At 64.2% G+C, this 21,499-nt stretch carries 13 protein-coding genes; 6 read left to right on the top strand and 7 right to left on the bottom strand.

From position 1 onward, the window contains the following. Positions 1-48: 48 nt before the first annotated feature. Positions 49-339, bottom strand: coding sequence for a hypothetical protein (locus IT430_05170; protein MCC6907313.1), 291 nt, complete (start codon positions 337-339; stop codon positions 49-51). Between the two features lie 237 nt (positions 340-576). Here IT430_05170 and IT430_05175 point away from each other — a divergent pair, with 237 nt between their 5' ends. The 6 genes from IT430_05175 to der all read left to right on the top strand — a co-directional run bounded on the left by IT430_05175 (position 577) and on the right by der (position 11,848). After that, the gene (locus tag IT430_05175; protein MCC6907314.1) at positions 577-2,769 is read left to right on the top strand and encodes a right-handed parallel beta-helix repeat-containing protein; all 2,193 of its coding nucleotides are present in this window, start codon (positions 577-579) and stop codon (positions 2,767-2,769) included. Between the two features lie 71 nt (positions 2,770-2,840). Continuing rightward, complete coding sequence (locus IT430_05180) at positions 2,841-3,116, top strand: hypothetical protein (protein ID MCC6907315.1); 276 nt, start codon at positions 2,841-2,843, stop codon at positions 3,114-3,116. Beyond that, positions 3,117-4,952 carry a right-handed parallel beta-helix repeat-containing protein gene (locus tag IT430_05185; GenBank protein ID MCC6907316.1) on the top strand — a complete coding sequence of 612 codons (1,836 nt, stop codon included), beginning with the start codon at positions 3,117-3,119 and terminating at the stop codon, positions 4,950-4,952. 238 nt (positions 4,953-5,190) lie between these two features. Continuing rightward, positions 5,191-8,997, top strand: a complete 3,807-nt coding sequence (gene dnaE, locus IT430_05190; GenBank protein MCC6907317.1) for a DNA polymerase III subunit alpha — start codon at positions 5,191-5,193, stop codon at positions 8,995-8,997. 60 nt (positions 8,998-9,057) lie between these two features. Then, positions 9,058-10,275: an aminotransferase class V-fold PLP-dependent enzyme gene (locus IT430_05195; protein MCC6907318.1), complete on the top strand. Its 1,218-nt coding sequence runs from the start codon at positions 9,058-9,060 to the stop codon at positions 10,273-10,275. Positions 10,276-10,330: 55 nt separating this feature from the next. After that, positions 10,331-11,848, top strand: a complete 1,518-nt coding sequence (gene der / locus IT430_05200; GenBank protein ID MCC6907319.1) for a ribosome biogenesis GTPase Der — start codon at positions 10,331-10,333, stop codon at positions 11,846-11,848. Here the strand turns inward: der and IT430_05205 are convergent. From IT430_05205 to IT430_05230, 6 genes are all read right to left on the bottom strand, one after another. Next, positions 11,806-12,642 carry an arginyltransferase gene (locus tag IT430_05205; protein MCC6907320.1) on the bottom strand — a complete coding sequence of 279 codons (837 nt, stop codon included), beginning with the start codon at positions 12,640-12,642 and terminating at the stop codon, positions 11,806-11,808. The genes der and IT430_05205 overlap by 43 nt on opposite strands. Before the next feature lie 5 nt (positions 12,643-12,647). Further along, positions 12,648-13,994 (bottom strand): diaminopimelate decarboxylase, encoded by a 1,347-nt coding sequence (lysA, locus tag IT430_05210; GenBank protein ID MCC6907321.1) that lies wholly within the window; start codon positions 13,992-13,994, stop codon positions 12,648-12,650. Positions 13,995-14,039: 45 nt separating this feature from the next. Beyond that, positions 14,040-17,120, bottom strand: coding sequence for an FAD-binding protein (locus tag IT430_05215; GenBank protein MCC6907322.1), 3,081 nt, complete (start codon positions 17,118-17,120; stop codon positions 14,040-14,042). A gap of 44 nt (positions 17,121-17,164) precedes the next feature. Further along, the gene (locus IT430_05220) at positions 17,165-18,484 is read right to left on the bottom strand and encodes a TlpA family protein disulfide reductase (GenBank protein MCC6907323.1); all 1,320 of its coding nucleotides are present in this window, start codon (positions 18,482-18,484) and stop codon (positions 17,165-17,167) included. Positions 18,485-18,536: 52 nt separating this feature from the next. Further along, positions 18,537-19,571 carry an NAD-dependent epimerase/dehydratase family protein gene (locus tag IT430_05225; GenBank protein ID MCC6907324.1) on the bottom strand — a complete coding sequence of 345 codons (1,035 nt, stop codon included), beginning with the start codon at positions 19,569-19,571 and terminating at the stop codon, positions 18,537-18,539. A 125-nt stretch (positions 19,572-19,696) separates the two neighbouring features. Beyond that, complete coding sequence (locus IT430_05230; protein MCC6907325.1) at positions 19,697-21,166, bottom strand: flagellin; 1,470 nt, start codon at positions 21,164-21,166, stop codon at positions 19,697-19,699. Positions 21,167-21,499: the final 333 nt, after the last annotated feature.

The following is a 21,499-nucleotide window of genomic DNA, read 5'->3' on the forward strand; positions in this document are numbered from 1 at the left end:
GACCATACCCGGCGTCAGTGTAGGGCTGCGCCGGCCGCGGCCGAACGCTCAACTCTGGCGCGGCAGGACGGTGACGTTGCGCCTCCCCTGGTTGCCGCGATCGTCCAGCGGGCCGCGGCGACCTGGAAACAGCCCCGTCAGCCGGTGCACGAGGCCGAGCACGCCAAAGACGAGGATCGCCAGCGTAAAGGCGATGAGCACGAGCAGCACGATCGGCAGCAGGATAATCAGCACAAAGGTCATCAGGGCGGCGCGGACGACCCAGTTCGGCTGGGCGGCGATGCGCCGGTGCACCTGCCGAAATCGATCGGTGCCGAATGAAGAGTACTCAAACCGCATGCCGGATCATAGGGAAACGCGGCGATCGGGTTCGGCCGAGTCCGGAAACGCCGCTTTGAATCCCGCTCAGCCGTGGCGTCAATGGTCGATTCCCTGTTTTCGAAGAGGTGCGGCGATTTCTGTTGACAAGTGCATCCGCATCCATCATTGTGTACGGATGGATTCTCGGTCCGGATAGCACATCCGGCGAGGCACACCGCAAGGCCGGGCACAGCGGCCACGACAGGAGGCACTCCAATGTCGATTCGAACGACCTGCAGCATCGGTGCGCTCGCATTGGGCGCGGTTTTTTCATTCACCTCCATCGCCATCGCGCAGACCACGTACTACGTCAACGGCTCGTGCGGCGATGACTCGTGGACTGGACTTTCCCCAGTCTGCGAAGCGCCGAACGGACCAAAGGCCACGATCCAGGCGGGGATCAACGCGGCGGATCATTTCGACTCGGTCGAAGTCGCCGACGGCATCTACACCGGACCCGGCAACAAGAACATCGAGTTCTTCCAGAAGGAGATGAGCATCCGATCTTCCGGCGGGCCGGAGCAGTGCATCATCGACTGTGAGAACGACGGCCTTGGCTTCACCTTCTGCACGCTGCCCGATGATCGGCCGGTGACGATCGAGGGGTTCACGATCCGCAACGGGCGGCACGAATGGGCGGGAGGAATCTGCATCTCCTCAGCCGAGGTAACGATCGACAACTGCATCGTCGAGCAATGCGTCTCGGACGGCCGGAACGGGAACAGCACCGGCGGGATTCTCATTGCCGATTCTCCTGTTCGCATCCTTCGGACGATCATCCGCTCAAATCGAGTCAGCGGGAATCCGGGATACAGCGACGGATTCAACGGAGGCGGTATCAGCATTGCAGGTTCACCATGGGAAGAAGTGCTGATCGAAGACTCGGTCATCGAAGGTAACGAAGTGGAGTCCACAAACCGTTTCCTCAGCGCCCGGGGCGGAGGAATTGCAGTTCGAGAGGCCGGCAGCCTTCACATGCGCCGGTGCACTGTGGCCGGCAATCGCGTCGTGGGCTATTCCGAGCTGTATCGCCCATCTGGCGGAGGCGGGATTTACATCGATGGTCGGTTTGGAGCCACGCTGATCGAAGACTCAACCATTCGAGACAACGTGGTCGTCGCACTGGAAGGCGAAGTCCTTTCACGGGGCGGCGGCGCCTGGCTCTTCGGCGACGTGTCGGTGCAAGGCTGCACCATCATCGAGAACGAGGCGTCTCTCGGAGGCGGCCTGTATCTGGGATCGGACTACTCACGCACTCTGTCGCTGGACGACGTGGAGGTCGCCAGGAACAACGCGCGCGCCGACGGCGGCGGAATCTACTACTCATCGTCCAACAGCAGCAATGCCACTCTGCAGCGCGTTCGCCTCGTGAACAACCACGCGGAACGCGATGGCGGCGGGGCTTATGCAACCGCGGGCCAATGGGATTGGTGCACGATTCAAGGCAATACTGCCGCGCGCCACGGCGGCGGCGCCTACGTGGCCCCGGAGGCGTTTCTCACCTATCCGTGGCACTTCGCGCAGTCCACGATGAGCGGAAACCGGGCTGGCGCGGACGGCGGGGCTCTCTACTCCAACTCCGATCTCAGCTTGAGTGAATGCCTGATATTCGGCAATTCGTCGATTGGACGCGGGGGAGGAGCATTCGTCAAAGAGCTTGACGGTCTCTACCACACGAAGCGATCGACGATCGTGGACAATGCTGCTGGAAGCGGAGCAGGCGGTATCCACATCGAGTCCGCGGACGAAATCAGGGAGAATCCGTTCAGCATGGTGATCTGGCGCAATTCACCGACGTCCGTCGTTGATCAGTCGGGCTTGCTGCAATTCGCGCGAAGCAATATCGAAGGTGGCTGGTTCGGGGTTGGGAACATCGATGCCGATCCTCGTTTTGTGGACCCGGGCGCCGGTGACTATCGCCTTTCAGGGGGTTCGCCCTGCATTGATGCAGGCGACAATCGCTCAATCTACACGGAAGTCGATCTCTCCGGCCAACCGCGGCGGGTGAACGATGCCGGCATGCCGGACGCCGGTTACGGACTTGGCGCCCTCGCGGACATGGGCTGCTACGAGTTCCAGGGGACGAGCAGCGGATTCATCGCCGTGCATCCGCGGCCTGGAGTCGCTGGGCGCGAGAACCAGTTGCAGGCCGCCGGAGCAACGCCGGGCAATGTCGTGTACTTCGTGTATGGGTTTGCAGCCGGCTCGACGGGCGTGCCGGGGTGTCCGGGCGTGAACGTCGAGATCGCCAATCCGCGCATCGCGGCGCAGGCCGCGGCCGATGGCAGCGGTTACGCGTCCGCGATCATCAGTATTTCGAGCGCGGCTGCGGGGCGCGGGATCGTGCTCCAGGCGGTCGATCAGGACGCGTGTGGCGTGAGCAACGTGGTGGGGTATCGGTTCCCATGACGTGGATCGTCAACAGCTCAAGAGTGGTCTGAGGGCGGCCAGGCACAGCGGCCAGAATGGGAGTACGCATCATGTTGTTCATCAGTCGATTCGCAGTCGGTGCGCTCGCATTGGGCGCGGTTCTTCCATTCACCTCCATCGCCATCGCGCAGACGACGTACTACGTCAACGGCTCGTGCGGGGACGACTCGTGGACGGGACTCAGCCCGGTCTGCGAAGCGCCAAACGGACCCAAAGCCACCATCCAGGCGGGCATCAACGCCGCGGACCACTTCGACAGCGTCGAAGTCGCGGATGGCATTTACACCGGCCCCGGCAACAAGAACCTCGAGTTCTTCGAGAAGTAGATGAGCATTCGCTCCGCCGGCGGCCCGGCCAATTGCATCATCGACTGCGAAAACGATGGCCTCGGCTTCACGTTCTGCACGCTCCCCGACGATCGGCCGGTCACCATCGAAGGCTTCACGATCCGCGATGGGCGCGGCGTCTTTGCCGGCGGCATCTGCATCGCGGCGGCGGAGGTCACCATCGACAACTGCGTCATTGAGCAGTGTGTAGGCACCGGCGACGGTATTACCCACTTCAGCGGAGGTCTGATGATCTTCCAATCGCCCGTGCTGATCACAAACACCATCATCCGAGGAAACTTCGCAGGATCGTACCGCGGCGCGACGGGCGCGGGAATCCATGCCTATGGATACTCTGACCTGACGATTGAGGACACCAGAATTGAAGACAATGAAGCAGCTGGTCCTGCCGGGGGTGGTGCGTATATCGACCGGAATAGCCGTCTGGTCATGCGACGTTGCTCTGTCAGCGGAAACCATCTGGCCTCACCGGATTACCGCGGCGTCGGCGGCGGCATTTACGCAGGCGCGTACGTCAAAGGCTCTTCTATTACTGAAACAGACATTTCAGCAAACTGGATTTCAACGGACGATCCAGAGGACACATCGTTCGGAGGTGGCGCCTATCTCACCTACTACTGCGACATCAGCAATTGTTCCGTAACGGGGAATCGCGCAAATAATGGTGGTGGGATCTTCTTCGACAGCGACAGGGTCAAATTGCGCGACATCCTGATTGCCGACAACTACGCCTCGTTGGACGGCGGCGGATGCTACTCGGAAGGTAATGGATACGAGACTATCGAACGAGTCCGGTTGCTGCGGAATTCGGCCGGCCGCGATGGTGGAGGCGCATTCTCGTATCAAACGCAACAGTGGTCCCACGGCGAAATCGCAGGAAACACGGCGGAGCGAAATGGCGGTGGACTGTACGGCTTGGCCGTCGGAGTTAGGCAGTGCCGCATTCTTGATAATCGATCGGGTCAAGACGGGGCAGGCATCTACACAGAGTTCGGTGCCGTCGTGAGCAGTACGCTCATCGCCGGCAATCGCGCTGAAGGATCCGGCGGCGGAGTTTTCGAGAGAGACTCCGATGGTTACAGCCGCAATGTGACCGTCGTGGCGAATTCAAGCCGTACAGGGGGCGGCGGAGTGCACATTGAGGGCGCCGGCCATAGCGACCCTGCGATGTTCGGCAGCATAGTTTTCGGCAATTCGCCGACCTCGATCGCCGACGCGTCAGGTATGCTCATCGTCGAGCATTGCAACGTCGAGGGCGGCTGGCCGGGCGTTGGCAATCTCGATGTTGATCCAAGATTCATCGATCCCGCCAATGACGATTACCGCCTCGGTCCAGCCTCGCCCTGCATCGACTCTGGCGACAATCGTCAGGTCGACGAGGGCAAAGACCTCGCAGGATTGCCGCGGCGGATGGATGATCGAGGCATGCCCGACGCCGGCATCGGCTTGAATGCCATCGTTGACATGGGCTGCTACGAGTTCCAGGGAACAAGCACCGGCTTCATCGCCGTGCATCCGAGGCCGGGGGTGGCGGGGCGCGACAACCAGTTGCAGGCCGCCGGAGCAACGCCGGGGAATGTCGTGTACTTCGTGTATGGCTTTGCAACCGGCTCGACGGGCGTGCCCGGCTGTCCCGGCTTGACCATCGACATCGCCAACCCGCGCATCGCCGCGCAAAGCACCGCCGACGCCAACGGCTACGCGTCGAAGATCATCAACATCCCAAGCGCCGCCAGCGGCCGCGCGATCATCCTCCAGGCGGTCGATCGCGATGCGTGCGCTGTGAGCAACGCCATCGGCTACCGGTTCCCGTAACGGAAGGCAACCTCACGCAGAGTCGCAGAGATCGCAGAGGTATTCGAGTCAATGACTCGACTCTGCGCACTCCACGGCTCCCGCGTGAGGCCGGGCGTTCACTCTGGATAACCTGTCAGTTGCTTGCCTGCGGCCGCTGCACCTGCCATAGTGGTGCGCCGACATCGGTGCAGCGACATCTTGTGTCCTTGGCTGCCCTCGCTCTTCCCCCGGCCCCGAACCCGCTACGATCCTGACAATGACCAAACAGAATCCCCCCCGCTTCGCTCACCTCCACCTGCACACCGAGTACAGCCTGCTCGATGGCGGCAATCGCATCGACAAACTGGTCCAGCGCGTCCGCGAGCTGGGCATGGACACCGTCGCCATGACCGACCACGGCAACGTGTTCGGCGCGGTCGAGTTCTACACCCAGGCGAAGGAAGCGGGCATCAAGCCCATTCTCGGCATTGAAGCCTACGTCGCGCCGGGCGATCGGCGCGACCGGCAGTTTACGGGCGTGGCCGACGGCGGGTTTCACCTCGTGCTGCTCGCCGAGAACGAGCAGGGCTGGCGGAACATTCTCAAACTGACGAGCGATTCGTTCCTCAACGGCTTCTACTTCAAGCCGCGCATGGACAAGACCACGCTCGAGCAGTGGGCCGATGGGCTCATCGCCATCAACGGCCACCTGGGCAGCAGCATCGCGCATCACCTGCTGCGCTTCGCCCAGAACCCCGAAACGGAGTCGCACTGGAATGCGGCGGTGGAAGAGGCGAAGTGGCACGCCCGCATCTTCAAGCCCGGCGAGAGTGGCGAGCCGCGCTTCTACATCGAACTCCAGCGCCACGGCGTGCCCGAGCAGGATGCGATCAACCCGCACCTGATTCGCCTTGCACGGGAACTCGAACTGCCTCTCGTATGCGACAACGACGCGCACTTCATGCGCGCCGAAGACTACGACGCCCACGACACGCTCTGCTGCATCTCGATGGCGAAGGTGAAGACGGAAGAGAACCGTCTGCGCTACCCGCGCGACCTCTACGTCAAGAGCCCGGAGCAAATGGCCGAACTCTTCCCCGACGTGCCCGAGGCGATGGAGAACACGCTGCGCATCGCCGAGCGCTGCAACGTGGACCTGCCTGCCGGGCAGAATCATGCTCCGGTGGTCAAGCCGGTCATTCCGAAGGACAAGTTCAAATACACGACCGGCGACCGGACGAAGTGGTACACCGAGTTCTGCGCCCGCTACGACCTCGAACCATTCGATGCGATGCGCGACAAGGAAACGCCCGACGAGTTGAAGCAGCGCTGCGACCGGGCGCTGCGCGAACTTTGCGACGCGGGCCTGATCTGGCGCTACGGGCCCGACGGAGTAACGGAGGAGATCCGTGCGCGACTCGATCGCGAACTGCGCATCCTCGCCGACAAGTCGATCTCGGCGTACTTCCTCATCGTGTGGGATTTCGTCAACTGGGCGCGGCAGCGCGGCATCCCCGCCAACGCGCGCGGCTCGGGCGTGGGCACCATGGTCGGCTACGTGCTGGGCCTCTCCAACGCCTGCCCCGTGCGATACGGCCTGCTCTTTGAGCGCTTCACCGACCCCGATCGCAGCGAGTATCCCGATATCGACATCGACATCTGCCAGGATGGCCGCGGCGCGGTCATCGAGTACGTGCGCCAGAAGTACGGCCACGTGGCGCAGATCATCACCTTCGGCACGCTCAAGGCGCGGGCGGCCATCAAAGACGTCGGACGCGTGCTCGGCCTGCTGCCGGGCGAAACGCAGCGGCTCGCCAACATGGTCCCCGACGGGCTCAACGTCTCGATCGATGATGCGCTCGAGAAAGAGCCCGACCTCCGCAAGGAGTACGACTCGCGGCCGGAGATCCGGACGCTCATCGACACGGCCAAGGCGCTCGAGGGGCAGGTGCGGCACACCGGCGTGCACGCCGCGGGCGTGGTCATCGCCACCCAGCCGCTGGACAACATCATCCCGCTGGCCCGCCCGACAGGCGCCAAGGCGGGCGAAGGCGAAGCGATCACGCAGTGGGACGGACCGACGGTCGAGAAGTTCGGCCTCCTGAAGATGGACTTCCTCGGTCTGCGCACGCTTTCAATCATCGAGCGCGCCAAGCAACTCATCCGCGAGTCGCTCAGCGAACAGGCGATTCGCCAGGCGCTGGACATCGACGATCCGAATCGCGATCCGCTCGATCTCGATCGCCTGACGTACGACGACCCGCGCGTATTCGAACTCTTCCAGCGCGGCGACACCGCGGGCGTGTTCCAGTTCGAGTCCGGCGGCATGCGCAAACTGCTCATGGAGATGCGCCCGGACCGGCTCGAAGACCTCATCGCCGCCAACGCGCTCTATCGACCCGGTCCGATGGATCTCATTCCAGACTACAACCGCCGCAAGCACGGCGAGCAGCCCGTGCCGCAGGTGCACCCGATCGTCGATCGCTTCACCGCGGAAACGTATGGCGTGATGGTGTACCAGGAGCAGGTCATGCAGATCTGCCACGAACTGGGCGGCATTCCGCTGCGCGCCGCGTATACGCTCATCAAAGCCATCTCGAAGAAGAAAGAGAAGGTCATCAACGCCGAGCGACCGGTCTTCATCGCGGGAGCCGTGAAGCAGGGGCTCGAAGCGCGCAAGGCCGAGGAACTCTTCGATCTCATCCTCAAGTTTGCCGGCTACGGCTTCAACAAGAGCCATTCGACCGGCTATGCGATCGTGGCCTACCAGACGGCCTACCTGAAGACCTACTTCCCGAACCAATACATGGCCGCCACGCTCACGTACGAGTCGCAGGCGCAGAAGGTCGCGGACTGGATTGCGTACCTCGAAGATTGCCGGCGGGCTGTGTTCCCCGACGGCCACGTGGGCATCGACGTGCAGCCGCCGGACATCAACCTTTCGGCTTCGGACTTCTCGGTGGTGTTCGATGCGGATGAGCCGCGCGACCACAACCACGGGCACGTTCGTTTCGGATTGCGAGCGCTCAAGGGGGCCGGTGAGAAGGCCATCGCCGCGGTCGTCGAGGAGCGCGTCAGGCAGGGTCCGTACCGGTCTCTCTACCACTTCTGCGAGCGCGTACCGCTCACGATCGTAAACAAGGCGACGATCGAGGCGCTCATCAAGGCCGGGGCGTTTGACTCTGTGCACGGCATGGAGCAGCGGGCGGCGATGGTCGAAGCGATCGAGGCGGCAGTAAAGGCCGGGCAGGCGCTCGCGAGTGACCGGGCTTCGGGCCAGGGCTCGCTCTTCGGCTTCGGCGATGCACCGGCGGCGAGCGCCACGATCGAAGTGAAGACCGAAACCCCGCTGCCGCGAACGCAAGCGTGGGATCTGCAGCAGGCGCTGATGAACGAGAAAGAGGTGCTGGGCTTCTTCGTCTCCAGCCATCCGCTCGAGCGCTACAAGCAGCAGTTGGAGACGTTCGGCACCGTCACGTCCGTGACCGCCGCGGAACTGCACGACGGCGCATCCGTGGTGCTCGGCGGGATGCTCACGCGCGTTCGGCCGGTGCTCGTGCGCAACGGACGCAGCGCCGGGCAGAAGATGGCGATGATCACCATCGAAGACCTGCACGGCCAGATCGACGGCGTGCTCTTCTCCGACACCTTCGCCAAGTGCGGCGATGCGCTCGCGGATCACGCCATGCTGTTCCTGGTCGGACAGGTCGACAAGTCGCGCGGCACGCCGAGCATCAAGGTCGATCGGGTCATCCCCATGGCGCGGGCCGCATCGGAACTGGCCGGTTCGATCGAGATCAGCCTCGAAGACGGCGAGCAGGCCGAGGCGACGCTGGCCATGCTCAACGGCGAGTTGCAGCGGCAGGCCCGACTCAATGGAAGCGCCGGCCGCCCGGTGCCGGTCCGGCTGCATCTCTACGCCGACAGCCACCATGTGGTGCTCGAGCCGACGCGGATCAAGGTCGCGGCCAGCGAATCCCTGCTGGCGTTCATTCGCGAGACCGTGGGGGCCGATTCGTGCAGCGTCACGGCGGGGGCGATCCCCGAACCGGCAGAGCGGCCCAGGCGCTGGGGCGCGAACTGAGTCCTGCTGTTCGGGTGTCCCCCTCATTCAGAAGCGACCCAAGGGGTGATACAATTCCCCGTGAACCCGGTCGAGCCATCCAGCGCGCGCATCTATCTTGACAACTCGGCGACGAGCCATCCCAAGCCGCCTGAGGTTTACCAGGCGATGATGCGCTTCGCCACGGAAATCGATGCTTCGCCCGGGCGCGGCGGGTATGCCGAGGCTCGCGAAGCGGGTCGCATCCAGCACGAGTGCCGCGAGCGCATCAACCGACTCATCAACGGCGAATCGCCCGAACACGTCATATTCACGCTCAACGGCTCGGATTCGCTCAACCTCGCCATCAAGGGGCTGATCAATCCCGGCACGCGCGACCACGCCGTGACCACGTGGATGGCGCACAATTCGGTGCTCCGCCCGCTCAATGCCCTTGCGGAGCGCGGCGACACCGAGCAGACGCGCATTCCCTGCGATCCGAGAACGGGCATGGTCGATCCGCAGGAGATCGCCCGGGCCATCACGCCGCACACGCGGCTGGTGGCGATCGTGCACGGCTCGAACGTGACGGGTACGCTCCTGCCCATTGCCGAGATCGGCGCCATCTGCCGCGAGCGCGACGTGGTGTTCCTCGTTGACGCGGCGCAGACGGCCGGGCACGTGCCCATCGACGTGCGGGCCATGAACATCGACGTGCTGGCCTGCCCCGGCCACAAGGGGCTCATGGGGCCGCTGGGCACGGGATGTCTCTACATCAGGCCCGGGATCGAAGACCGCATCCACACCACGCGCGAAGGCGGGACCGGAAGTCTGTCTGAGAGCGACATTCACCCGTCCAACATGCCTGACAAATACGAGGCGGGCAGCCACAACGCCATCGGCATCGCTGGGCTGCACGCGGCGGTGGGCTGGATTCTCGAGCGCGGCGTCGAGCATCTCTGGGAGCACGAAGAAGAGATCATGAACCACATGCTCCAGCGCCTCGACGAGGACGACATGCCGGGCCTGCGGCTCATCGGCCCGCCGGACTTTCAGAACCGTTGTGGGGTGTTCTCGATCGTGATCGATGGCATCGAGCCCAACGAACTCGCGGCGATCCTCGAAGACGAATACAGACTGCTCACGCGGGCCGGCTTCCACTGCGCGCCCCTGGCCCACCGCACGCTGGGCACGGATCGCCTCGGGGGAACGACGCGCATCAGTTTTGGGGCGTTCAACACCGAAACCGACGTGGATGCTCTGTGCGATGCGCTGCAGGAAATCTGCCAGGAGTATGCGGCGACGTCTCCCAGCCGGTAATCCATGAATCGCGGCGCCGGGCCGCATCGAACACGCTCCGCGTACCATCACCAGAATGTCCATCACCCGTATCGCCATTGTCGGCCGGCCCAACGTCGGCAAGAGCAGCCTGCTCAACATGATCGCCCGCCACCGGGTGTCGATCGTCGCGCCGACGCCCGGCGTGACGCGCGACCGCATTTCGGTGGTGGTGGAGGTGCCGCCGCCCACCGATCGTGAGGCCGATTTGCCGCCGAGGCAGGTCGAAGTCATCGACACCGGCGGCTACGGCATCTACTCGGGTGAGGAGGACGACGCGGACTCCAAGGCGCTGATCAAGGACGTCGAATTTCAGATCGGCCAGGCGATCCAGAAGGCGGATTACATTTTCTTTCTGATCGACGCCCAGACCGGACTGACCCCGCTCGATCGCACCGTGGCGGAACTGCTGCGCCGGCAGGGCGGAACGCAGCGCGTGCGACTCATCGCCAACAAGGTCGATGCCGAATCGTGGGAGACGCACGCAGCCGAGGCGGCGGAACTGGGTTTCGGCGCGGCCATGCCGATCTCGGCTCTGAACGGCTACAACCGCAGGCGGTTTTTCGAGATGCTCTACGACCTGCTGCCCAGCGCGCCCATCGAGGCCGAGCCGGTCATGAAACTCGCCATCGTCGGCAAGCGCAACGCGGGCAAGAGCACGCTCATCAACGCCCTGGCCGGTGAAGAGCGCGTCATCGTCTCCGAGATCGCCGGGACGACGCGCGACTCGGTGGATGTGCGCTTCGAAATCGACGGGCAGGCGATGATCGCCATCGACACCGCCGGCGTGCGCAAGAGCAAAAGCCTGCAGAACGACGTCGAGTTTTATTCGCAGCATCGCGCGCTGCGGTCGATCCGCAGGGCCGACGTGGTCGCGCTGCTCATCGATGCGACGGTGCCGGTGAGCCAGGTGGACAAGCACCTGTCGCAGGAAATCCAGAACCACTACAAACCCTGCGTCATCGTCGTCAACAAGTGGGATTTGACGACCGGCCGCACGAACCGCAAGGGCGAGGCGATCACGCCGGACGACTTTCTCGACTACCTGACGAAGGAACTCGGCGGGCTCGATTACGCGCCGTGCGTGTTCATCTCGGCGAGCAAGGGCGAAGGCGTCCGCGACGTCGTGGCCATGGCGTTCAACCTCTACCAGCAGGCCGGTCACCGCGAATCGACGGGGGCGCTCAACGCGGTGTTCCAGCGGATTCTCGAGCAGCGCGGCCCCAGTTCGCAACTCGGCCGGCAGGCGAAGATCTACTACGTCAGCCAGGTCGCCGTGCACCCCCCCACCATCGCGCTGATGGTCAATCGCAGCGAACTGTTCGACGGCAACTACGAGCGCTACCTGCTCAATCGCCTGCGCGAGGAACTGCCCTTCAGCGAGGTGCCCATCCGACTGCTGTTCCGCGACCGCAAGCGCAAGTCGCTGCACGACCTCAAGCATGGTTCACGAGAGGCGCCGCCGGAGATGGATGAACTGGAGGCGCAGCTGGGGGCCGATGCGCCTGACGACTACCAGGACGATGAAGCGCCGCTCGAAACCGAGCCTTCATGAATGCGAAGCGCGGGGCCGAGTTCGACCGTCGGCCGGCGGTCCCACGGCACATGCTGATCGACGCGCCTCCAGCGCCCGGCTTCGAGCACTTCGTGGGGCCGGAAGCGCGCTTTGTACGCCATCGTCTTGGAACCGTCCACCCAGTATCCCAGGTACAGGCGCGACTCCGACCCGGCCGGGCAGTGTCGCGCGCAGAACTCGATCGACTTGAAGATGTTATACGTGCCGAGCGAACGTCGAGGCAGCTCGGGGTCGAAATAGCAGTAGACGCAGCTCCACGCGGCAGGCGTGCGGTCGATGGTGCCCACGCAGATGAGGCGCCCCTCAAGTCGCAATTCGAGTTCGCATGTATCCACAGGCGACTGGCCGAGGAAGAGTTCGAATTCGCGGCGAGAGCCGGTCATCATCCCGTCGTGCCGCTGCCTGATGTAGCGGCGATAGAGGTCGTAGCGCTCGTCGTCGATCGTGACGGGCACGAGGCGCGCGGAGAGATCGCAGTTGAGCCGTGCCAGCCGGCGCATGGTGCGATCGGGCGCGAAGGCGCCGACGGGGATGCGCAGCGACTTGCACTGGCTGCAGAAAGGGCAGGCCGGCTCGTAGATCGTCATGCCCGAGCGGCGCCAGCCTGATTCGAGCATCGTCTGCCACGTGCCCGACTGCATGCGATGCACGCCAAAGCCGCGATCGCGTGCAACCTGGCCGGGCAGGTAGGCGCAAGCGTGCGGCGGCGACTCGGGCAGCGTGTGCAGCACCTGCACGGCCGATTGTCGAACTTCCGACGACTGCTCCGTCACGACGTTCAATCCTCAAGGGGCGGTCCGAGCAGCGGCTCGGCCTGGCGCTCCCGCGCGACGAGATCATCATACGTCTCGCGCGTGCGGATCACCGAGGCCCGCTCGCCGACGACGAGCACTTCGGCCGGCAGCGGGTGAGAATTGTAGTGGCTGGCCATCACCATGCCGTAGGCTCCCGCGGAGAACACCGCCAGCAGATCACCCCGCACCATGGGAGGCAGGCCGCGGTCCTTGGCCAGAAAGTCGCTGCTTTCGCAGATCGGGCCGACCACGTCGCACAGTTCCAGGCCCGGCAGATCCATTTCCTGTTCGCGCTTCTGTGGCACATGCAGGCGCGAGACGCGGGCTGGCCAGATGAAGTGAAACGAGCCGTACAGCGCGGGACGGATCAGCGTGTGCATTCCGCCGTCGATGATCACAAAGTGCCGCTGACCCGACTTCTTGAGGTATTGCACGCGGCTGAGCAGGATGCCGGCGTTGGCGATGATCGACCGGCCCGGTTCGAGGATGATCTTCAGGCCGCGCTGCACGTGTTCCCTGACCAGCGGCACGATCGCCGAGGCGTAGTCGGCGGCGAGGGGCGACTGCGCGCTGGTGTAGTCAGCGCCGAATCCGCCGCCGAGATTGAGCGCGGTAATCCTGTGCCCCGCCGCAACGAGTTCGTCGATGAGCGCCAGAGCGCGCTTCACGGCTTCGATGTAGGGCTCGACGGTGTAGACCGGCGAGCCGATGTGCAGGTGGATCGCCGTCAGGCGGCAGTGCTCGTTGCGGCCATACTTGCGGAAGAACGCCCGGGCCCGTTCGAGATCGACGCCAAACTTCGTTTCCTTCTTGCCCGTCGTCGTGTAGACGTGGGTCTTGGGATCGACGTCAGGGTTGACGCGCAGCGTCGCTTCGCAACTGACGCCGCGGCTGCGCGCGATGGATGCGATGTTCTCAAACTCCGCCTCGGATTCGATGTTGAACAGCCGGATGCCGTGCCGCGTTGAACCTTCAGGGTTGTAGTCGAGCGCTTCGACGATTTCATCATCCGTCTTGCCCACGCCCGCGTATACGATGCGGCTGCCGGGAACTTTCGCCAGGCCTGCGCGGAAGAGTTCACCCCCGCTGACGACATCCATACCCGCGCCGAGATCGGCCAGGAGTTTGAGAATCGAAAGGTTTGAGCAACTCTTGATCGAGTAGCAGATGAGCGGCGAGACTTCTTTGAACGCGGCGACGAGCTTGCGGTAATGGTCGGTGATCGTGGCAGCGCTGTAGATGTAGACGGGCGTGCCCGCGGCTGCAGCAATGTCTTCGACGGCGACATCCTCGCAGAAGAGGCGCCCGTCACGATAGTTGAACTGATCCATGCGAATCCTTCGGTTGAGCGGCCGGCGCGCCGCGCTTGGCGGTGATTATTGGCGCAGCGAACGGGCAAGGAATTCGAGGGGATGCAGCGCCGCCGCGCCGGCGCCGTCGTGCACCTGGTGCCGGCAACTCGTGCCGGGCGCCAGGACCACGTCGCCCGCGCTGAGCTGCCGGACCGCGGGAAAGAGCGCCAACTCGCCGATTTTCATGGAGAGGTCATAGCGGTGGGCGGCGTAGCCGAATGAGCCGGCCATGCCGCAGCAGCCCGTGTCGAGCACATGCAGGCGCGGCCCGAACAGCCGGCGGAGAATCGCAGCCGAAGTGTCCACCCCCCAGAGTGCCTTCTGGTGGCAGTGCCCGTGCAGGAGTATTCGGCCATCGTCGTGGCCACTCGCTCGCGGCGCCCACTGCGGCCGGCGCGGGTGCGCATCGTGGAACCGCTCGAGAAAGTCCTCCACGAGCCAGGCCCGCGGGGCGATGGACTGCGCGTGCACGCGCGCTGACGGGGCCAGGCGCAGCGTCTGCCATTCATCATGAATGCTGGCGAGGCAACTCGGCTCGCAGACCAGCACGGCCCGGGCCTGGTGCGCGCTGACGAGTGATGACAGGCGCCCGGCCGTGGCGGCGATGGTCCGGTGCGCCTGATCGAGCAGGCCCGTTGAAATCATCGCCCGGCCGCAGCAGCCGGCATCGGCCACGATCACGCGATAGCCAAAGGCGTCGAGCAGGCGCATGGCCGCGAGTCCGATGTGCGGCTCATTGAACGCGGTGAAGCAGTCGCCGTAGAGAATGACGGCCGGTGCGCTGCCGTCGGCCGTGGCGCGGAAGTCCAGAGCCTGGCGGAAGAGCGAATGGGCGAAGTGCGGCAGCGAGCGCTGCGGCGCCAGGCCCAGCAATCGATTGACGATGGCGCGAATCGGCGGCGAATCGGCAAGCGTGTTGGCGAAGGCCGGCATCCACGAGCCAAGCCGGTTCAGCCGGTCCACGCGACCGAGCAGGCGCGCCGCCAGTGGAATACGCCCTGCGTCGCGATACGACTGCGCGAGGTATTCCGCCTTGTACTTCGCGACATCGACGTTGCTCGGGCACTCGGTCTTGCAGGCCTTGCAGCTCAGGCACAGATCAAGCGTTTCGAGCGTGCTCGCATCATTCCAGTCGGCCTTGCCGCGCTGCCCGAACTGTCCGGAGATGGCCAGGCGCAGCGCGTTGCCCCGGCCGCGCGTGCAGTGGCGCTCGTCGAGGCTGGCCATGTAGGAGGGGCACATCGTGCCGCCGGTCTTCTTGCGGCAGACGCCGGCGCCGTTGCACAGTTCGACGGCGTGGTCGAATCCTCCTTCGCGGCTGTAATCGAAAAACATCTCAGGCAGATGCGCGGCGCCGCCGGACTGCTCCTCGTGCTGCACGCGCGTGGATTCGTGAATCGAAGCGATGGGGCCGGGCGCCACGATGTTGCCGGGGTTGAACAGGTTGTGCGGATCAAAAACCTGCTTGATCTCGCGAAAGGCATTCATGAGTTCACGGCCGTAGAAGCGCTCGAGCAGCGGGCCGCGAGCCCGGCCGTCGCCGTGCTCGCCCGACATGACGCCGCCGAGCGACTGCGCCAAGTCGGCCGTCTCGATCGCGATCTCTTCCATGCGCTTCCGGTCAGCCGCATCGCGCAGGTCAAGCAGCGGGCGCACGTGCAGCACGCCGACCGAGGCGTGCGCGTAGAACGAGGCGATCGTGCCGCGCGACTCGACAATGCGCCGGAACTCGCGCACGAACTCACTGAGACGTTCGACTGGCACGGAATTGTCTTCGACGAAGCCGACGGGCTTGCGCCGGCCGGGAATGCCGTGCAGCAGCGGCTCGCCCGCCTTGCGTAGTTTGAGCGCCTGCATGATCGCGGCTCGATCGCTGTAGCAGGCGACGGATGCGCCCGGGAACTGCCTGGGGATCATCACATGCAATTCGGCAAACCGATCTTCGATCTCACCAGTCCCCTGCTCGGACTGAAACTCAACGTAGAGCACCGCTCTTAGAGCGGGCGCGTGAGTTGCATCGCTTGCGAGGGGCTGAGGCATGAGTTGGACGTACTGGCGGTACTCCGCATTCTCATTCGCAAGGTTGAGAATGAGATCATCGAGCAGTTCGACTGCGGATGGGTTGAGAGTGAGCAGCGGCACCACCGCGTCGATGGCCTGTTCGAGCGAGGCAAAGCCGATCACCGCCAGGCCGGTCGATCTGGGAACCGGATGCAGCCAGAGGTTGGCGGCGGTCACAAAGGCGAGCGTGCCCTCGGAGCCGCAGATGAGTTTGGCGAGATCGACTTCATCAAGCGGGTCGCTCCCGCTGCACTGCGCTTCATCAAGATCGGCGAGAATCATGTCCAGCGCATAGCCGGCGTTGCGGCGGCGCGTCTTTGGATAGCGCTCGCGGATGAGCCGCTCGTGCCGGCGGACGACGTCGATGACCCCATCGGTCAGGCGGCGCGCGATGGCGCGATCGCGATCCATCCGCTCCTGCACAGGCGGAGGAATCTCGATGCCCCGCAGGTTGCCGCAGCCCGCCGCGCCCCGGGCCAGGGTGATGCGCTCGCCCGTCGAGAGCACCACGTGCACGGCTTCGACGTTCTCGACCGTGCGGCCGTACTTGATCGAGCGCGTGCCGGCGGCGTTGTTGCCGATGCATCCGCCGATGTTGGCCTGCCGGGCCGTGGCGGGGTCAGGTGCGAAGAACAAGCCCTCCGGTCGCAACTCATCGTTGAGATCGTCGATGGTCATTCCGGCGCCGACCATGCAGCACTTCGTGGAGTGGCACACCCAGCCGAGGCTGCGGAGATTGACGGATGTGTCGATGACGATCGCGCTATTGACGCACTGACCCGCCAGGCTCGTCCCCCCGCCGCGCGGCAGCACCGGAAGGTCGTGCTCACGCGCGTAGCGGACGACCGTCTCGACATCTTCGTCATCTGCCGGCACAACGACGCCCAGCGGCTCGACCTGGTAGATGCTCGCGTCGGTGGAGTAGAGCATGCGATCGTGCCGGTCGAAGCGCACCTGCCCGCGAATGAGATCGCGCAGAGCTGCGGCGTGGCGCATCATCGCCGAGGGTTCGTTCGAAATGACGGGAAGTGAGGTGGAGCCCATCGAGGCTCATTAAAGCGTGGCCGCGCGTCCGGATCGGGCGCGGATCACAGATCTTCATCGAGCGATTTGCGCACCGCATGGCGCACCCGCTCTGGAAAAGTGTCGCCGGGATCGGTGCCCACAAACGCCGCAACCACCTTGCCGGCGGGCGAGATAACGACGGTCGTCGGCCACTTGGGCGCGTAGAACGCGGTGATCGAGGTGGCGCCTCTCTCGTCCTGCCAGCGGTCGATTTCGATCTTGCGTCCCTCGAGATAAAGCGCCAGATCTTCAACGGGATCGCCGCAGTTCACCGGCACGATCTGGGCCGCGAGTTGCTCTTCATCGATCCACTTCCGCAGTTCGATGACCGAGTCGAGCACGGGCGACTCGGCCTCGGAGGCGATCCACCAGAACACGAGCACCGTCGCCTTGCCGGCACAGTCCTCGAGGCTGAGGGTATTGCCGGCCGGGTCAGTAAAGGTGAAGTCCGGCGACGGCGTATCGATGAGATCCGCCGTAGTGTGCTCAGCGATCAGCAGGCCGACCGACTGCACCATCTTGCGGTTATCCATATCGACGACCATTTCTTCGATAGGGAAGTCATCCAGCCGTTGCGGCTTCATCTCCGAGGTGATGAGCCACTTCGTGTCCGGATTCGCCATATCGCTGAGTTCGGATTCGAAGCGAAGAACCAGATTCGTGGCCGGGTCAATCGTCAGCACGCATGGCGCGCCTTCGGTGCTGGATTCAATGCGAACCTCCTCGACGGCCCCCAGCTTCGGATCTTCGATGGCGCGATGGCCCACAAGTCGGGCGTCGAACGTGAAATAGAAGAGTTCGTCGATGGGATTTTCGGAGAGGCACAAGCCGATCTGCGGAAACGGAAAGATCGAGTTCTGGATCGTGAAGAGATCGACGCTCAGCGGGCCCTCGAAATCTTCAACGAACAGACGCTGCGGCTTGGGGCCGTACTCGCCGTAGATCGTGCCGTCGAGGGCCGTGAAGGTCACTTCGTTGAGCGTGATGCGCACGCCCTGCCGGCTGATGATCAGGGGGACGGTGCTGGACTGCTCGCCTTCCTGGCCGCCGCCCGTGAAGCGCATGGTGACCGTGACGTCATCGCGAATGGCCGGAGCGGTCCGGTAGGTCTCGACCACTTTGTCAAAGAGCGCCCGGGCGCGATTGACGCCTTCGAGGCTCCGATCAAACTCGGGTTTGGCGGCCGGGGTCGCCTCGGCGGGGGGCGCGGGCTCGCCGACGGGCTGCGGCGGAGCGTCCTGCCGCGCCGGGCACAACCCCGCTGCTCCGAGAAGCACCATTGCTGCCGACAGGCAAAGCCGGAGGCGCGGCCGATCGCTTGCATTCGAAAGCCAATGTCGCATCACGGCTGATTGTACGCCCAGCAGCGGCGATCCGCGGAACGGTCTGTCGCGCTCAATCGAGTATCGAACGGTACCAGTCGAGTGTGGCCCTGAGGCCATCGCGCACGGAAACTCGCGGCTCATAGCCCAGCCACTTGCGGGCTCGCGAGATGTCCGCCTGGCTATGGAGCACATCGCCAAACCGAGGCGGCTTGAACTCGGGCGGAGCGTCAATGCCGACGATCTCAGCCATGAGTCGGGCGAGTTCGAGCACGGTCACACGATCGCCGCGCGCGATGTTCATGACGCCCCCGGCCAGCATCGGCTCGTCAGCGGGCCGGGCGTCGAGGCCGTGGATAGATCCGGCGAGAAGGTTGGCCTGCACGACGTCGTCAACGTAGGTGAAGTCGCGCGAGGCGCTGCCGTCGCCGAAGATGCTCGGGCGGCGGCCCTTGAGCAGCGCATTGGCAAATGCGGCGACGACCGCGGCGTAGGCCGAGTCCGCCCGCTGCCCGGGGCCGAAGATGTTGAAATAGCGCAGGCACACGGTGCGCAGGCCGTAGCACAGCGCCCAGACGCGCATGAGATGCTCGCCAGTGAGCTTCTCCTGGGCGTAGGGGCTGAGTGGGTCGGGCATCTGGTTTTCCACCTTGGGCAGCACCGGCTGGTCGCCGTACACGCTGCTCGACGAGGCGAACACGACCCGCCGTACGCCGCACCTGACCGCAGTCTCGAGCAGTTGCTGCGTGCCGGTGATGTTGACATCCAGGTATCGGCGCGGCTGCTCGATGCTGGCCGGCACGCTCGCCAGCGCCGCCTCGTGGAAGACCAGCGCCACGCCACGGCAGCACTCTTCGAGTGCATCGCAGTCCAGAATGGAGGCTTGCACGAAGCGCAGTGGATGCGAAGGCTCAAGGGGCGAAGCGGCGCCGGGGAGGAGGTCGCTCAGGTTCTCTTCGCTGCCGCCGGAAAGGTCATCGATGACGGTGACGCGGGCGCCAAGCGACACGAGCGCCCGGGTGAGGTGTGAGCCGATGAAGCCGGCGCCGCCGGTGACGAGGACGGGAAGGTCTCGATAATGTGCGGCGAGGTCGGTTCGGGCGGGCATGGCGGCTCGATTCTATGGTGCCGCTGCGCGCGGCGCATCCGCGTGATTCAAAAGAACAAACGCGGCGACCTTTCGGCCGCCGCGCTTGAAGTCACGGAGGAAGGAGTCCTTGTCAGGATTCCTGTTTAGCCAAGGAGCGCCAGAACGCTCTGTGGCTGCTGGTTCGACAGTGAGAGCACCGTCGTGGCCGCCTGCACGAGGATCTGAGACCGCGTGAGGCCGGCGGTTTCCGCGGCGAAGTCGGTGTCGCGGATCTGGCTTTCGGCCGCTGCGGTGTTCTCGAAGGAGATGCCCAGCGAGCGGACCGACGCGCCGACGACGTTCGTCTGGAAGGCGCCCAGGCGGCCGCGAAGACCCGACACCTGCTTGATGGCGGCGTCGATGATGGTCTGAGCCTTATCGATGTCGCCCGTCTGGACGTTGCCCGTGCCGCCCGACTTGAGGTCGGAGAGGTAACCCGTGATGGCGTTGCCGAGGTTACCGCTGGAGACGGACTGGATGCCCAGGCTGACCTTGCCGGCGAGGTTGACATCGGGGTTGAGGCTGAAGGTCGCGCCACCGCCGGTGACGTAGAACGAAGTCGTTCCATTGGTCATGTTCAGGGCGCTGGTGCCGTCGATGGTGACCGAGACGTCAAAGCCGTCGCTGGACACTCTCGCCTGCAGGCCGTTCGTAGTGGCCTGGATACCGTTGATCAGGAGTGTCGCGTCGCGACCCTCGTCGTTCACATCGTCGGTTCCCGAGCCTCCCGATGCACCCGTGAAGATCAGGTTCGAGGTGCTGCCGGTCAGTTCCTTCACACGCACGAACGCGTCGCTGCCGAAACCGGACGAGCGGAACTCGATGCGGTCGGTGTTCGTGCTGTTCTGAGCAGCGGAGACGCCCGTCACATCCTTGAACTGGTTGATGGCGGTGATGATGTCCGCCTGGCTCGAGCCGGAGGAGATCGTGATCTGCTGCGTTCCGGTGTTGCCGGTGATCTCGATGCTGTACGAACCGCCGTTACCATCGAAGGTGGCGGCCGTCGAGAGGTACACTTCGGCCGTCTGGGCCGAGGTGAGCGTATCGACCGTGACGGTCAGGTACGCGCCGGCGGTCGAGGGCAGCTTCGCCGAATTGATGGTCACGTCTGACAGCAGGCTGCTGGTGACGGCCGATGTCGTGTAGTCGAAGTTGCCGTTGAGCAGCTTGCTGCCCTGGAACGACGTGGCGTTGGAGATGCGGTCGATCGTCTGCAGAATCGAGTCGATCTGCTGCTGATTCGCTTCCTTCTCCTCGTCACTCAGGCCGGCTTCGTTGGCGGACTGGCCGACGAGCCCCTGGAGTTCCTGGAGCAGGTTGCTGACTTCCTGCAGACCACCTTCGGCGACGTTGACGACCTGCTCAGCGCGCTCGCCATTCTTGATGGCGGCGGTGATGGCCTTCATCTCGGCGCGAAGGTTTTCGGATGCGATCAGACCGGCGGGATCGTCGCCGCCGCGGTTGATGCGCAGACCCGTGCTCAGCCGTTCAAGGCTGATGTTGAGCGAACGGTTCTGCAAACCGAGCGTTCGCTGCCCGATCAATGACGGAACATTTGTATTGATGCGACTCATGCCATCCTCCGTGACTGGAAGTGTGCCCTTTCGGGGGCTGCTTTTCGTTCGCTTCTAATCGACCTCGCTCCTTCGAGACCGGTCAGACGCTCTGGCCGCATTGCATCCACAACGGACGCCCATCCACTACGACCACGCCTACATATCGTCCGCGATACTGCCCAGGTTAAGCCGGCTTGCTTGGATCATGGATTTCTCTCAACTTCCGGCTCAGGGGCTTTCACGCGAATTGCCGCCAAAACGAATGGCGGCTCCCCGATTATCGGGAGCCGCCCGGCTCGCCGCGTGAGCCGCGGGTTATCGGCCAGATTACCCGGACGTTCCAAAACGCCC

It is taken from the genome of Phycisphaerales bacterium (assembly GCA_020852515.1).
In the GTDB taxonomy this organism is placed as follows: domain Bacteria; phylum Planctomycetota; class Phycisphaerae; order Phycisphaerales; family UBA5793; genus UBA5793.

Bases quoted from the DNA above. Each gene is read 5' to 3' on its own strand.
- IT430_05170 (MCC6907313.1), bottom strand. From the start codon at position 339: ATGCGGTTTGAGTACTCTTCATTCGGCACCGATCGATTTCGGCAGGTG.
- IT430_05175 (MCC6907314.1), top strand. From the start codon at position 577: ATGTCGATTCGAACGACCTGCAGCATCGGTGCGCTCGCATTGGGCGCG.
- IT430_05180 (MCC6907315.1), top strand. From the start codon at position 2,841: ATGTTGTTCATCAGTCGATTCGCAGTCGGTGCGCTCGCATTGGGCGCG.
- IT430_05185 (MCC6907316.1), top strand. From the start codon at position 3,117: ATGAGCATTCGCTCCGCCGGCGGCCCGGCCAATTGCATCATCGACTGC.
- dnaE (MCC6907317.1), top strand. From the start codon at position 5,191: ATGACCAAACAGAATCCCCCCCGCTTCGCTCACCTCCACCTGCACACC.
- der (MCC6907319.1), top strand. From the start codon at position 10,331: ATGTCCATCACCCGTATCGCCATTGTCGGCCGGCCCAACGTCGGCAAG.
- lysA (MCC6907321.1), bottom strand. From the start codon at position 13,994: ATGGATCAGTTCAACTATCGTGACGGGCGCCTCTTCTGCGAGGATGTC.
- IT430_05215 (MCC6907322.1), bottom strand. From the start codon at position 17,120: ATGGGCTCCACCTCACTTCCCGTCATTTCGAACGAACCCTCGGCGATG.
- IT430_05220 (MCC6907323.1), bottom strand. From the start codon at position 18,484: ATGCGACATTGGCTTTCGAATGCAAGCGATCGGCCGCGCCTCCGGCTT.
- IT430_05225 (MCC6907324.1), bottom strand. From the start codon at position 19,571: ATGCCCGCCCGAACCGACCTCGCCGCACATTATCGAGACCTTCCCGTC.
- IT430_05230 (MCC6907325.1), bottom strand. From the start codon at position 21,166: ATGAGTCGCATCAATACAAATGTTCCGTCATTGATCGGGCAGCGAACG.